The sequence below is a fragment of the Streptomyces sp. genome, from assembly GCF_036566765.1.
Classification (GTDB): domain Bacteria; phylum Actinomycetota; class Actinomycetes; order Streptomycetales; family Streptomycetaceae; genus Streptomyces.
The window spans coordinates 1-13,894 of the sequence record NZ_DATCVQ010000583.1; the positions used below are offsets into that span (position 1 = coordinate 1).

Annotated in this window: 12 protein-coding genes and 2 pseudogenes; 5 read left to right on the plus strand and 9 right to left on the minus strand. The window is 68.9% G+C overall.

Annotated features, from left to right (window positions below; all coding sequences use genetic code 11):
• Nucleotides 1–258: 258 nt before the first annotated feature.
• Nucleotides 259–624, plus strand: a pseudogene (locus VIU94_RS33695) (ester cyclase); the annotation flags it as partial.
• A 279-nt stretch (nt 625–903) separates the two neighbouring features.
• Nucleotides 904–2,070: a DNA gyrase subunit B gene (locus VIU94_RS33700; RefSeq protein WP_331917422.1), complete on the plus strand. Its 1,167-nt coding sequence runs from the start codon at nt 904–906 to the stop codon at nt 2,068–2,070.
• Nucleotides 2,071–2,208: 138 nt separating this feature from the next.
• On the opposite strand, the gene VIU94_RS33705 is transcribed toward VIU94_RS33700, so the two are convergent.
• Entirely contained in the window at nt 2,209–3,093 is an 885-nt protein-coding gene (locus VIU94_RS33705; RefSeq protein WP_331917424.1) for an NAD(P)-dependent oxidoreductase, read from the minus strand.
• A gap of 49 nt (nt 3,094–3,142) precedes the next feature.
• Between VIU94_RS33705 and VIU94_RS33710 the strand changes: the two genes are divergently transcribed.
• Nucleotides 3,143–3,556 carry a MerR family transcriptional regulator gene (locus tag VIU94_RS33710; protein ID WP_331917426.1) on the plus strand — a complete coding sequence of 138 codons (414 nt, stop codon included), beginning with the start codon at nt 3,143–3,145 and terminating at the stop codon, nt 3,554–3,556.
• 263 nt (nt 3,557–3,819) lie between these two features.
• Here VIU94_RS33710 and VIU94_RS33715 read toward each other — a convergent pair whose 3' ends face one another.
• Complete coding sequence (locus VIU94_RS33715; RefSeq protein WP_331917428.1) at nt 3,820–4,338, minus strand: hypothetical protein; 519 nt, start codon at nt 4,336–4,338, stop codon at nt 3,820–3,822.
• A gap of 244 nt (nt 4,339–4,582) precedes the next feature.
• Here VIU94_RS33715 and VIU94_RS33720 point away from each other — a divergent pair, with 244 nt between their 5' ends.
• On the plus strand, nt 4,583–5,515 hold the full coding sequence (locus tag VIU94_RS33720) for a hypothetical protein (RefSeq protein WP_331917430.1): 933 nt from the start codon (nt 4,583–4,585) through the stop codon (nt 5,513–5,515).
• Between the two features lie 129 nt (nt 5,516–5,644).
• Here VIU94_RS33720 and VIU94_RS33725 read toward each other — a convergent pair.
• The 6 genes and pseudogenes from VIU94_RS33725 to VIU94_RS33750 all read right to left on the minus strand — a co-directional run.
• Nucleotides 5,645–6,697 (minus strand): annotated as a pseudogene (locus tag VIU94_RS33725) (transposase); the annotation flags it as partial.
• 148 nt (nt 6,698–6,845) lie between these two features.
• Nucleotides 6,846–7,091, minus strand: coding sequence for a hypothetical protein (locus VIU94_RS33730; protein ID WP_331917432.1), 246 nt, complete (start codon nt 7,089–7,091; stop codon nt 6,846–6,848).
• Between the two features lie 42 nt (nt 7,092–7,133).
• Nucleotides 7,134–7,712, minus strand: coding sequence for a GNAT family N-acetyltransferase (locus VIU94_RS33735; protein WP_331917434.1), 579 nt, complete (start codon nt 7,710–7,712; stop codon nt 7,134–7,136).
• 22 nt (nt 7,713–7,734) lie between these two features.
• Entirely contained in the window at nt 7,735–8,223 is a 489-nt protein-coding gene (locus VIU94_RS33740) for a DUF4265 domain-containing protein (protein ID WP_331917436.1), read from the minus strand.
• A gap of 137 nt (nt 8,224–8,360) precedes the next feature.
• The gene (locus VIU94_RS33745) at nt 8,361–9,575 is read right to left on the minus strand and encodes a glycoside hydrolase family 64 protein (protein ID WP_414721055.1); all 1,215 of its coding nucleotides are present in this window, start codon (nt 9,573–9,575) and stop codon (nt 8,361–8,363) included.
• 218 nt (nt 9,576–9,793) lie between these two features.
• Nucleotides 9,794–10,363 carry a DinB family protein gene (locus VIU94_RS33750; RefSeq protein WP_331917438.1) on the minus strand — a complete coding sequence of 190 codons (570 nt, stop codon included), beginning with the start codon at nt 10,361–10,363 and terminating at the stop codon, nt 9,794–9,796.
• Between the two features lie 221 nt (nt 10,364–10,584).
• Here VIU94_RS33750 and VIU94_RS33755 point away from each other — a divergent pair, with 221 nt between their 5' ends.
• Complete coding sequence (locus VIU94_RS33755) at nt 10,585–11,763, plus strand: hypothetical protein (RefSeq protein ID WP_331917440.1); 1,179 nt, start codon at nt 10,585–10,587, stop codon at nt 11,761–11,763.
• A gap of 220 nt (nt 11,764–11,983) precedes the next feature.
• On the opposite strand, the gene VIU94_RS33760 is transcribed toward VIU94_RS33755, so the two are convergent.
• A complete protein-coding gene (locus VIU94_RS33760) occupies nt 11,984–13,219 on the minus strand; it encodes a serine hydrolase domain-containing protein (protein WP_331917444.1) in 1,236 nt (411 codons plus the stop codon).
• Nucleotides 13,220–13,894 lie beyond the last annotated feature (675 nt).

The window sequence follows — 13,894 nt, forward strand, 5'->3', positions numbered from 1 at the left end:
GGTTGTCCCGGGCGTGGATGATGGTGTGGTTCAACTCGACTGACATGTGTGGAATGCCTCCGCAAGGCAATCTCACGGGCACCTCCATGCCTCACCCAGCCGGTGACCGACACGCGATGCCGTGCCCATGATCCTAAGTAATACGGAGCAGGGTGTCGAGGGTCGCCCCCGAGTAGCTGCCCACACGGCGCCCCGTCGGGATCCGGATCTGGATCTGGATCCCGCCTCTCGCCGCGACAGGTCGCCGCAGCGTTCTACGCCGGCTACAACGGGGACCTGGCCGCTGGCTTCGAGCGGTACATCTCGAAGGACCTCGTGTTCCACGGGTTCGACGGCCCTAACGAGCGCTCGGCCTGGGTCGCGGGCGACCTCGAACTGAAGGCGTCTCTCACCGGCTACCGACTGGACGTGTTCGACCAGATCGCGGAAGGCACCAAGGTGGTCACCCGCTGGAGCCTCGGCGGTGTCCACACAGGGACGATCCTCGGAATCCCCCCGTCCGGCCGCGAGGTCCACCTCAGCGGCATCTCCATCGACCGCGTGGTGGGCGGCCAGTCCGTCGAGCACTGGTCGCAGGGGAACTTCGGTAGGTTCCTGCAGATTCTCCGTGGCGAGAACGCCTGACACAGAGTCGTTGCTACGCCCCGCGCGAGGAAGGCACGGGAGGTGGGCCTGCGACGTACCGGAATTGGGGACCTTGGGGCCGCCGGGAACGGGGCCGTACGAGGACTCGGCGAGCCCCCGGCCGTACTCCGGCCGCGGCTCGTGGACCCTGAGTCGACCGTCTCCGGGCAGGGGCCGACAGGCCCGCCCAGGCCCTCGACCAACCGGCTCTGACCTGGTGTTTTTCAGTGATCCGCCTAGGCTGGGGAGGTCTGCTGAACGCCATCGGAGGGGGACTTCGTGAGTGAGGAAGCCATCAGGTACGAGGCCAGCCACATCCAGGTGCTGGAGGGGTGGGAAGCCATTCGGAAGCGGCCCGGGATGTACGTCGGGTCGACCGGCGAACGTGGCCTGCACCAGCTGGTGTTCGAGGTCGCCGGCCGGTCGGTGCGGGAGGCCCTGAGCGGCCGACCCGGCCCCATCGACGTCACCCTCACACCCGGCGGCGGCGTGCGTGTCGCCGACGACGGGCCGGGCGTTCCGGTCGAGGCCGCCGGGGGCACGGAGGGTCCCGCCCTGGAGGCCCTGCTGACCAGCCCGCATGCCGGGACGGCGCTCAACAGCCGCCACGCCGTGGCTGTGAGCCTCTTCGGCATGGGACCCTGCGTCACCACCGCCCTGTCCAGCCGCCTGACGGCCGAGGTGCGGCGCGAGGGAGTCCGCTGGGTCCAGGAGTACGTGCGCGGCGTCGCGGTCGCCCCGCCCAGCGCCGCGGGGCCGGCGACCGGAAGCGGGACCGCCATCGCCTTCCGAGCCGACACCGACATCTTCGGGACGGCGGAGTGCTCGTTCGATGTGTTGGCAGAGCGCTTCAGGGAACTGGCCTTCCTGAACCGGGGCCTGGACATCTCGCTGATCGACGAACGCCCCCCGAGCGGGCCCCGGTCGGAGCGGTTCTGGTTCCCGGGCGGGGCGCGCGACTTCGTCGCCTTCCTCGAGGCGCGGCCGGACGTGCCCGTCCCCCCGGACGTCATCGGCTTCGAGCGGGAGGACGAGGGGATGCAGGGGTCGGTGGAGGTGGCCCTCCGGTGGTGCGATGCCCGCGAGGAGCGGGTCCGGAGCTTCGCCAACAGTCAGCCCACCCCCTACGGCGGCACGCACGAGGCGGGCTTCCGCGACGGGGTGGCGGCCGCGGTCAACGCGTACGCGCGGCAACGGCGGCTGCTGGAGGCGGCGGACCCCGATCTCAGCGCCGACCGGATCGGCGAGGGGCTGACGGCGGTCGTGTCGGTGAAGCTGGACCGTCCGGAGTTCCATGGCGCCACGTGCGGCGAACTGGGCGGTGCCGCAGTGCGCGCGTGCGTGGGGGAGGCCGTGCGGGAACACCTCAGTACCTGGCTGGAGGGGCACCCGGCGCAGGCCACGGCCGTCGTCGAGCGGATCGTTCGGGGTGCCTGCCAGGGCTGAGCAGCAACCGACCGCCCCGCCGGATCCAGGGAACGGAACCGGCGGGGCGGCGGCCGCCATGCGGCGCTCGTGCCGCTGGCCAGCGGCCTCTTGCGGTTGAGCGTGCCGAGCGGCGGGATGGATCCCGTGTCGGCCCCCTCAGTTGTCGCGGGGCTTGCCGAACTCTTCGATCAGCACGGGATACTGCTCCCCACCATGCCCGGCGGCGATCGCGCGGTCAGCCATCGCCTTGATCAACCTCGGCAGTTCGGCGTTGACGCCCACCGCCTCGCTCTCCTCGATCAGGTGCGCCATCGCCCGCGCGTCGGTCTCCAGGGCCGCCACCTCGGCGGGGAAGGAGCCGCTGTCGATCTGCTCGGCGTACCCAGGCAGCCAATCGGCCACACCGGCAGCGATCTGCCGCGCGAACGGCGCGTACGTTGCGGCGTCGACACCAACGGTCCTGAGCATGGCGGTGCCCTGGAGCCAGGCGTTCAGGACGCTCCACATCATGGCCAGGCCGGCCACGTCGTACAGAGACGCCAGCCCGTGGTCCGCGCCAAGGTAGGTGACGGTGCCGAGCGCGTCGAGTGTGGACTCGTGTGCATCGAAGTCCGACTGCGGCCCGCTGTGCAGAATCACCGCCTCGGCGGTTCCGATCGCCGGCGGGATGGCCATGATGGCGCCGTCCAGGTAACGCGCGCCGCGCTGCTCGGCCCACTGGGCGGCCTCCCGCGCCTGGGCCGAGTCGCCCGAGGTCAGGTTGATCAACATCGTGCCGTCCAGCTCGACATCGCTCGCGTCGAGCAGCTCGTGCATGGCTTGGTAGTCGGTGAGACAGATGATGGCCAGGGGGCTTGCCTTGAGCGCGTCGCCGACCGTCGGCGCCAGCCGTGCGCCCTCGGCCACCAATTGGTCGGCCTTGGAGGCCGTACGGTTCCATACGGTCGTGGTATGCCCGGCTTTCAGGAACGCGCCGGCGAGCGCCTGGCCCATCAGTCCGAGTCCGATGACGGTCACAGAGGTATCGGGTTTGCTGTTCATGGCAGCATCGTCAACGTTGATACCGGTGTGAAGGTCAAGCGAGGTAGCGATGCGTATCGGGGAACTGAGTCGTCGGACGGGCGTCAACGCCCATCAGTTGCGCTACTACGAGGCCCAGGGCCTGCTGGAGGCAGACCGACGCGCGAACGGCTACCGCGAGTACGACGAGAACGCCGTGCTGCGGGTGAAGCAGATCCGGCATCTGCTCGGCGCCGGCTTATCTTCCGAGGACATCGCGTACCTGCTGCCCTGTGCGATCGGAGAGGTCCCGGAGCTGCTCGGGTGCCCCGAGTTGCTGGCCGCGATGCGGTCACGGCTGCAGCGACTGAACGATCAGATGGACAGGCTCGCTCAATCCCGTGACGCCCTTGCCGACTACATCGATGCGGCCGAGCGAACCGGCAGGGAAACCTACCCACCCTTCGACGGCACTGACTTGGAGCCGGTCCCCGTCTCTGCCTGAGCAGCCCGGCCGTGGCCGTGGACGTCGACGAGACGGGCGAGTATCCCCGATCCGACAGGACTCCGACGATGGCGAGGAACTCGTCCTGGGCGCGATCGGCCGCCTGGACCGCCGCGTGGATCACGGCCGGGTCGCCGACCGGAGAGGTGAACATCAGCCGGTAGAGGTGCGGCTGACGGCGGCCGATCGTGATCGGCACGGACAGGGCGCGCTGCAGCTTGTCGGCCGGGGGCAGCCGCGAATTGGCGCGCACGTCCCGCGCATCATCCGCGAGCCGGTCCAGGGCCTCGGCCGCCACGGCGGTCCCTGTCGCTGTACTTCTCTTCGTCGTCTCTGGTCCATCCCTGGGGGCCGACTTGCCCGAGGAAGTCATCGAATATGCCGGCTGCTCGGCGTTCGGCGGCAAGGTCTTCGGGGGTGGGCTGGTACCACTCGAGCCCGGTGCGGATGGCGAGCAGATCGACCATGTAGGCGCTGATGTCCACTCGGTCGTACTCGACCTCGACGCTGCCGTCCGGGGCGTAGCGGAAGCCCTTCTCGGCGACTTCGCCGACGAGTTTGGCTACCGACTTGCCGCCGATGCCACCCACGCCGGCCACGGAGACTGTGAGGCCGAAGACGTCCGCGACCTGTGCGTACCACCGTTGGTACTCACCTTCGGCGAAGGTGCAGTTCAACGCTCGTCCGACGCACGCGGCGACCTGCTCCAGAGCGTGGACCGGCACCGGCGTCTCGACAGTGTCCACGCGAACGCTGAAATATATCTTCTGTCGCTTCTTCATCTGAACAGTTTCCATTACCAAGGCTGCTCACCACAGTTCGGGAACAGGTCCGGCCTTCGTCGCGTGCGGCATCCGGCCACGATCCCGAGGGCCTCACGGGCGCGTCTGCCGCCTGGCCCGTCGACGCGGAACGTCAGTGCTTGTCGGTAAGTGCGTGTTTTCATTCCCAGCGGCTCGATGACCAGGACACCGAGTCGCAGCATTCATCGGACATCGCTACCGCTCGATGGCAGACTTATGGCCCATGCCTGCAAAAGAGCCGCCCATCCACCTGCTGCAGGCCGGACAGTCGCTCGCCGAATGCGAGTTCCTGCTTCGGCAGTTCAGCGACGAACCGGCGATCCCTAATCTGATAGCCCGGGCTCGCCACCACTGTGACCAGGCGGAGCAGGGATCGCACGAAGATACCGAGACCGCCGCCACGCTCGCGATCCTGCGTGCGATGGCCTCGACCTTCGCACTTCGACACGTGGCGCTGTCCGACGTGTGCTGCGATTTCGATGATGACGACGGAACCCTGCTCAACGGGTTGGGAAAGCACGACAGCAACGGCGTGAGCCGTCCGCTCGCCGAGGAAGCCATCCGTACCACAGAGGCGGCCTTTGACGCGGACCCTCACGACGCCCTCATGCCGCTCTACCTGGGCCATGCCCTCACCTGGACGGGCGACCAGGACGCCGCCATCGCCGCCTACCGGGAAGCCCAACGCCGCGCCCCCGACGACGATTGTGCCCGTTCCGCCCTCTCCTACCTTCATGCTCCGCCCACCAAAAAGCCTCAGAGCGAGAGGAGCCACCCACGCCATGCCTTCGCACTACTGCGCAGCGCCTACTGGATCAACAACGACGAATGGGAGGACGCCCTCGTTCTATTCGCCTCCGTCGCCGACGTCCGCACGCACCTGGCCACTGTCCTCGGCCCCGGCTCCAACGACTCCCGCCCCGGCTGCCTGACTGGTGAAGTCCTGGACGATGAGGGCGCGGAGCTGACCCTGCACATCCACCGCCCCGGCCGCCACATTGCCATGTACGACCTGAACGCCCGTCTCCATGAGAACGCCGAGACCACGTCCATCGACTGGACCGACGTACCGGTGGAGGAGTTGCTGGAACCGCCTCTCCCACCGGGCCGCCCCCTTCGCCTTCACTCCAGAGTCTGCTTCCCCACGGGCCGGTAACCGAACAAGCGCCGATAGGTGTCGCCAGCTTGTTCTTTATCTACCAAGATCTTCCGGGCTTGCCGATGGCCTTGAGGGTCTCGGGGCGTTTGACGGTTTTGCCGACGTCGTAGCGGGGTGCCCGGTGGTGTGCTCGAGGTCGAAGCGGCGGAGCAAGGCCTGCCAGAAGCGGTCCACGTCGTCGGGGGTGGCCCCGGCCTTGGAGGACCACAGCCACACCGGCGGGGCATCGCGTTCCTTCGACAGGTGCTCGACCTTCAGCCGGATTAAAGTGCCCTCCACCAGGGCAAGTTCGCCGTTGTGGTCGAGCCATGAGGAGCGGTGGGTGAGCCGGGGGTGGACCCGGTCCCATGCCTGGGTCTCGGCCTTGCCGTAGTTGGTCGTGTCAGTGATCGTGGGATCGGGCCAGGTCTCCGGCTTGGTGAAGCGGAATTCCGGGCCGTGCTTGGGCGGCCGGCCGTTGACGCCGTGCATCCTGGGTGGTTCCGGCAGCCGCATGACACGGTCGGAGCGGACCCGTCCGACCAGCTCGACGGGGAGGTCGCGCAGGACCCAGGCCAGGCGGGTGACGTCGTAGCCGGCATCGCTGACGATCACGATGGGCGGGTCCCCGGCCCGCCACTGCCCCGCGGCGATGAGCCGCTCGACCACTCCTCGGAGCTGGTCGGCGGTGATCGCGGTCGCGTCGTCGACCGGGCCGAGCCGGACCACGTCGAGGATCGCGGTCCAGGACGTGGCACCCGGCTCCAGCACGGCAACGAAGGAGTACAGCCAGCCCGGGATGAACTGTGAAGCCGTCTTCGCGCGGCCGTAGACGTGGCAGAACAGCCGGTAGGCTGAGCACGGCGCGTCCGAGCGGAGCCACGGCGACACATCGACCGCCAGGACCAGGCGCCCGCCGTCGAAACGAGGTAGCGACAGATCGGCCAGCGCCGTCCGCAGACGGCCGATGTCGATCCGGCCGTGGTTCAGGCCGCCGTACATCGCTCCGTGCCCGCGACGGTGCTCGGGCGGAAGGGTCAGGTCCACCGGGGACCTCACCGCACCGTCCGCACACAGCACCGTGTCCACCAGCTCGAACAACTCGTCGTGCCGAGCGGTCAGACACTCGTAGAACTCTTGCCGGAAGCGTGACGCTTCCGCGAACGCTTCCCTTCGGACAGCATCAGGCAGCAAACTCACCTCACGGCCTTCGTCGTGGTCACGTGCACCTTGGTCGAAGCACATGATCAGACGAAGGCCGCCCCCACGTCTGGCGAACCTCCAGGTGAGCGACCCAGCTCGAGACACCGTTCGAGGTGACCCGCGATCACGGACCTCGAGCGAGTCCCTACCAACCCATGTTCTTGGCCACCTCGGCCTGGGCTGCGGCGATCTCTTCATCGGTGGACTCGATGATGTCCACCTCCTCCAAGCGTGCCAGCAGGTCTACGAGAGCCTGCTTCTGAGCCGGGTGCGTGATCGGTACGGTGTTCAGGTCGGTGCTCATCAGCCAGTCGAAAAGCACGATCGCGTCAGCACGCCACAGGCGGAGATCGACGGTTGGTGTAGACCCCCAGGGGAACCCAGTTTCCATATGAGCATCTTGCTAGGTCAGCGCGCTGTGGCGCATCACAGATCAACGGTCACGCGGCTGCCTGCCCATCCTTCCGCGTCGGGTCCGGAAGAAAAAGAACAAGCTACGTGACTGCGCCGCCGGAGGTTCCCACCTGATCTCGCCATCGTGCCAGTGACCAGTCGGAGCCAGGCCGGCAGCTGCGGCAACTGCACCGGATGCCTGATGATCGGGATGGATGTGGGCGCAGATCACCTGTACTTCTTGCTCCTGCAGCCAGGCGACCAGTCCTCGTGCCGCCTCGGTGGCGATCCCGTTTCCCTGCCACGGAGTTCCGACGACCCAGGCGATCTCGGCCGCACACCCTCCGCTCTCAGCGGTAGTGATCGTCGCCTGCACCGTTCCGGTCAGGCACTTCTCCTCGCGGAGCTGGATCACCCAGTTGCACCATGTCTGGGATGGATCGGGTGAGCCGGCCACGAGACGTTCGTACCGTGCCTGCAATGCCTGCGGAGAGTGCGGGGCGCCGCCGATGAAGGCATGCACGGCCGGATCGGCGAGTACCTCGGCCATCTCGTCCGCGTGCTCGACACGGAGCGGTACGAGGCTCAGCCTGCCCGTCTCCATCGCTCGGATCTTCATGGGTTCCACTCCGTGAGGCGGATCAGCCGGCGGCGGAGAAGGCCCGGGCGTCAGCCCACTCCCAGAAAGCGCCGCCCTCTTCGACCTCGCGTTCCATGACCTCGAAGAGCTTCGAGGGGCTCGTATGGGGAGGGATGTCGACGGCGACGTGGCGGTCACCGCTCCATTCGCTCAGCAGCTCGGCTTCCTCGATCGCGTTCTTGATGCGGGTGATGGCCTGGGGGAGCCGCGCCGGGTCTGCGCCGGGCATGAGGAGCATGCGCAGAACACGGTGCCGGGAGAGCCCGACGACCTCAGTGACCTCGTCGTCCGACAGGACCACGCGGTCTCCGAGCGCGAGGCCGTACGTGCGAAAGGGAATGCAGGCGATGGCGAACGTGCCGTCGTCGAGAGGCTTCAGCCAGAGCTGTTCCATCTGTCCGTCGAATCCGAACGGCGCCAGGTCTGCGTGGGCGATGTAGTTTCTGGCGGCACGACCGACAGGATCGTCGTGGACGATGAACTTGGTCATGTGCATGTGCTCCCTGGCCCGATGGTGCTGACCGCCATGATGCCGTGGTCTTCTCCCTCGGCCGTCAGCGGGGCGTCGCAGGCATTGGTGCCGAGGGAGAAGACGGGCATGTGCGTGGAGGGGCCAGTGCCGTTGGCTCAGTCGAGCGGGTCGAGGGTGACGTACGCCTGCTGCGGGGCCGCATCGTGTACGAGCGACTCGTGCGCGCCGACGTCGTCGAACGCGAAGCCGTACGCCTTGCCGTCGACCATCTGCGCGTGGATCTTGCGCGCGTAGTGGTTGGTCACGGTGTCCCGGTAGAAGCCGGCCGACGACGTGTCCGGCTGGTTGGGGTTGGTGAGCAGAGTGGAGCGGTTGAAACCGGCGCACAGGGTACGGGAGATGGGGCCGCGGACTTGGTCGTTGGGCGCGTCGAGGCGCTTGTAGCAGCCGAACACGCTGTCGGAGTCGGGCTTTTGGAACGAGGTGACGCGGGTGCCGGAGCCGTCGCTGAAGTTCATGACGCCGCCGCTGACCCGGCCGTAGTACTTCACGGAGGGCTGGTTCGCGAACGGGGTGACCGTCAGTGTCGACGTGGCGTACTTCGTCCAGACCCGGTTGATGTAGTCGTCCATGATCCCGGGCGGCAGTGCGCCCGCCTCGATGCCGTGGCCCGGTGCGAGGGCGCGGAGCACGGTGCCGTCGGAGCGGGTCTGGACGAGACCGGCCCAGCCGCCGGGCTGGCCGCGCAGGGCGTCGAAGAAGCCCCGGTAGCCGCCCGGCTTGAGGCGTCCAGTGCTCGCCACGCTGCCGTCAGGTCGCTTGAGGCCGACGGCGTACGGCACCGACATCATGTCGACCTGGGTGCTGTTGATCCACAGCCCGGAGTCGTTGAGCGTGTACTCGGACCAGTTGAAGAGGATGTTCCGGTTGGGGTCGCTCGGGTTCTGGACGGCGGGCTGGACGAGTCCGCCCGTCGCGAGCTTGAAGACCAGCTTCTGGCCGTAGCTGAAGTAGATGCGGCCGGAGAACTTCGGCAGGCGGATCGTCATGCTCTGCCCGTTGGCCGGCCCCGCGATCGCGGCGTCCGGGGCGGGGACCGGCACGGAGCCGCCCGCGGGCCAGGGGTGGAACGTGCCGCCGGCGTCGGCCCAGCCCTGGCGGCCGGTCGCGAGGTCCGTGCCGAGGTTGTAGACGTAGACCTGCTCGCTGCGGCCGGAGCTGTTCTTGAAGGTGAGCGGGATGGTGGCGGGCAGCGCGCCCGCGGCAGCGGATGGGGGCTCGGCGACGACGACGGCGGTGCCGATCGTCGTGGTGACTGCCAGCAGCGCGAGCAGCCTGAGCCTCTTGAGGCGGGGGCGGTAGGTGAGCACTGGGGCTCCTCTGGGAAGTGGGGGATTCTCCTTTGAGAGCGCTCTCAGAATGAGATGGTGACGCAGCCCTGTCAACCATGCGGCCCTGTCAACCACTGCCCCCCGGTGGGCCGTTGATGAGCGAGATCGGGACGGGTGCCCCGGCGTCCGCCGCTCGCCGGGGTACCCGGACGGGTCCGAGGACGGGGATCAGCCGTGGGCCATCGCCGTCGTGGCCCTCACTGCCCCACCCTTCCGTCGATGCATTCGCGCAACAGGTCGGCGTGCCCGCTGTGGCGGGCGTACTCGTCGATCCGGTGCACCATCAGCTCCCGAATCGCGATCCCGTCCTTCCCCACACGCTCGCCCAGGTCCGGGTGCTCGGCCAGTGCCGCGTCGGTCGCGGCCTGTTCGCGCTCCAGATCGGCGTACGAGGCGTCGACCACGGCCTGCTCGCCGACGGCTCCGTCGAAGTCCGCGTCCCGCGCGCCGTACAGCTTCGGCAGCGGGTCACCGTCGCTGATCCAGTTGCGCCAGTCCCGTTCCACCTCGGCGAGGTGCCGAATCAGACCGAGCAGCGACATCGTCGACGGCGGAACCGACCGACGGGCCAGTTGCTCCGCATCCAGGCCCTCGCACTTCATCCGCAGGGTCAAGCGGTAGTTCGTCAGAAAGTCCACCAGCGTCGCAAGCTCACCGTCCGGACTGACTCCATCGCTGTCGCGGGGGTCGTCGTCCGGGTCGGTCCACATGTCGGGGTAGACGGTTGCCTGGGTCCATCGCGCGGGTTGGTCGCTCATGCGTCGCATGATCGTCCGGGACGGCCCGAGTTCGCCACTGAATTGCCGAGTTGCTGAGTCGCTGCGGGGTCGTTGACGCACGGAGTCGTCGCGAAGGGCTTCAACCTTTTCCGGGGCTCGCGCCTCTGGACATGGGTGAAGGACCGGGCCGGTCAAGGACCGGGCCGGTGAGGCACCGGGTCGGTCGGATGTCTCCAAGGCATCCCTTCCCTGAACGACGGAGACTTGCGATGAGAAGACATGTACGGATCGCGCTGACCGCGGTGGTGACGGCTGGGATGCTGCTGGCCGCAGCCCCCGGGGCCGGGCAGGCCGCCACAGGGTACGGGCGGGACACCTGGGCTCAGGATGCCTTCCCGGTCGGCAATGCCCGGCCGATGGACGCGGCGCGTGTGGACGGGGACACGACCTGGGCCGTCGGGTCAAGGAAGTTCGGGGAGGGGCGGCAGTCGTACAGCCGGCCCGTGATCTTCTCCCACGACGACGACTCCTCCGAATGGGCCGAACTCCCGGTCCCCGACGGGCTCAGCAGCGTCCGGTCGGTGACCGCCGGCCCCGCAGGGACCACCTGGCTGGCCGGCAGCAGGCCACCCGAGGGCGGCGGCATCCCCACGGCCTGGCACGACGCCGGCGGATGGCACGTCCGGGACGCACCCGTGCCGGACAGCTCCCTGGCCGCCGGATTCAACGCCCTCGCCGCGGTCGCCGTGGACGAGGTGTGGGCGGTCGGCTGGCGGCAGCCGGCGGACTTCTTGACCTTCCACGGACTGATCGAGCGCTGGGACGGCACGAACTGGCACCAGGTGGAACCGCCGGTCATCGACAGCGACTACTGGACGCTCTCCGACGTGGTCGCCACAGGACGCGACGACATCTGGGCGACGGGCGCCGTGGGCACACCGGAGGGCCGGCCCCGTCCGTTGCTGCTGCACTACGACGGCCGTGCCTGGACCCGCGTCCAGGCCCCCGCCCTCGACGGCCGCTATGGAGAGCTCGCGGGACTGGCGGCAGCCGGGCCGAACGACGTGTGGGCCGTCGGCACCGAGGAGATCGGGGCGCCCGCGAAGGACCACGGCCTGGTCGCGCACTTCGACGGGCACAGCTGGACGAGGGTGAACGCCGGTGCGGGCCCCGGCCGGTGGCAGGCGATCACCGCCGGTCCCGCAGGAGTCGCCGCGGTCGGCACCGCGTATGCGGACGGCCTGTACCGACCGGTGGGCGTGCAGCGGACCCGCGGTGGCGGCTGGAAGCCGCTGTACCTGCCTGCCGGAGACGGCGTCCAAGGCAGGGCCCCCGTCTCCGTCGTGAGTACCGGCCGTGGCCTCACGGTGGTGGGATACGAGCCGCAGGGCGAATCCGAAAGCGGCCAGCCGCTGCCCCCGACACCCTTCGCCCTGACCCGCCGCTGAGAGCCCTCAGACGTCGCTGCCGACGACGCGAGGGTCTGATGGATCAGTGCGGTAGTCGAGCGCCAGGGCGACGTCATCGTTGCTGGGCGGGCAGAGCAAGGCCGTTGACTGTCGAAGGCACCGTGGCGCAGAGCTTCGCACGACAGGATGACTCGGCCGGCCGCAAGGGGAGCGGGCGTGGCCCGTTGGCCCTCCCGCTCCCCGGTGGCGGCCGGTCAGGTCAGCGGTTCTCGGGCAGGTCGGCTTCCGCCTTCCGGGTCTTCAGGGTGCGAGCCGTGGTGGCCTTCTTGCCGCAGAAGGCGGGCTCCAGGGTGCCGCCCAGGGCGGTGTTCGCGTCGGACTTGTTGGAGGTGTTGGCCGTCGCGGCGAAGCTCCGCCGGCCGTCGCGGGTCGCGAAGGCGTACGTGTAGAAGCCCTGCACCGTCCCGGTGTGGCCGTACACCTGCGTGCCGCACGAGAGGTCGTAGCGCCGCAGCCCGAGCCCGTAGTGGCGGCCGTTGGCGACGTCCGTCGGGCTGACGGTCGTCATGGCGTCCATCATCCGGGGCGACAGCAGCCGGCCCCGCATCAGAGCCGACATGAAAGTGTTGAGGTCGGCGGGGTTGGAGACGACCGCGCCGGCGGACTGCGCCCAGGAGACCGTCTGCTCCGTGGAGTCGACGAGCGCCCCGCCGGCCTCGTCCGGGTGGAGATAGCCGCGGACGTGCAGGCCCTTGATCCCGGTCTCGGGGTGGACGTAGGAGGTGTTGCGGAGCCCGAGGGGCTTGAAGATGCGGCGCTCGTACTCCCTGGCCACCGGCCTGCCCGTGATCTGCTCGATCAGCATCCCGACCACGACGAAGTTCGCGTTCGAGTACTTGTAGGCCACGCCCGGCTCCGTGGTACGAGGCAGGCCAAGCGAGAGGTCCAGCAGCTCCTGGTAGCTGAAGACCCGGTTGCGTACCGCCTCGAAGCCGGGCACGGTCTGCTCGAACATCGCGTCGGTGTAGTCGGCCAAGCCGCTGCGGTGGGTGAGCAGATGGCGGACCGTGATGCGATCGTCGGGCAGCAGGCCGGGCACGAAGCGATTGACAGGTGCGTCGAGCTCGACCTTGCCCTCGTCGACCAGCTGCAGCAGGACGACGCTGGAGAAGGTCTTGCTGACGCTGCCGATCCGGAAGCGCGCCTTGGTGTCCATGGCCGCGCCCGAGACCCGGTCGCGGACTCCGGCCGTACGGGTGCGAACGCCGTCGGGGCCGCTGAATCTGGCCATGGCGCCCGGCGCGCCCTTGGCCATGGCGGCGTCGAGCGCCTGCGCCACGCCCTCCATGTCGGGTGCGGGGGAGGGGACGGCAGCGGTGGGCGCGGCGGAGCCGGCCGGGGCGGGCGCCGCGTACGCGCTCGTGGTGGCGGCACCGCCGACGAGCGCGGCGATCACGGTGGCGCTCACGGCCAGGCGGCGTCGGCGCAGGGGCAGGGGCACGTTGATTCCTCGGCTTCCTTCGATGGGACGGGGATTCCAGCGGCTTCGGGAACTTCGATCGGCGGACGCGATGTTCCCCGGCTTCAACGATCAGGAGCGCCAACCGTGCCGGGCGGTTCCCTGCGGGGCGTACGAGAGGGTGAACCCCCGCACCGAGCGCACCTGCAAGGGGTCAACCCGCCGCGTGCGCATGCCTGCGGCCGTGCCTGCAGAAGGGCCGATCAATAAGGGCGGCCGGACGGGGCGGGCCGTGAACTCGCCGTCGTGGAATCCTGCCTGCCGGTTGCACGCTCAGCGCGTGCGTACCCGTCGATGGCGAGGGCGAGCAGTCACTGGACGCCCCCGTTCGGGCCGCTCGGCGGGGCGGCCTCGCCACACCGCGCACTCACAGCCCTGGCCCCCGTCATGCTCTTGTTCGCCGCGGACCACGCCTGGGGCGCCTACGTGTTGGGCGTGCGGCAGTGGGAGCAACTGGCCGCGTACCTCTCGGCCTGACCGGGTGACGGAGTTCCGGCCTGCTCGTACCGAAGGGGTGACTCTGTATCAGGCGCCGGCGGCTGCACGTCGGATCGCGTCGAGCGTCCGTCTCACGTCGTCGTCGGTGGTCGACCAGTTGCTCACCGAGATGCGCATGACGCGTCTGCCGTGCCAGGTGGAGCCGCTGATCCA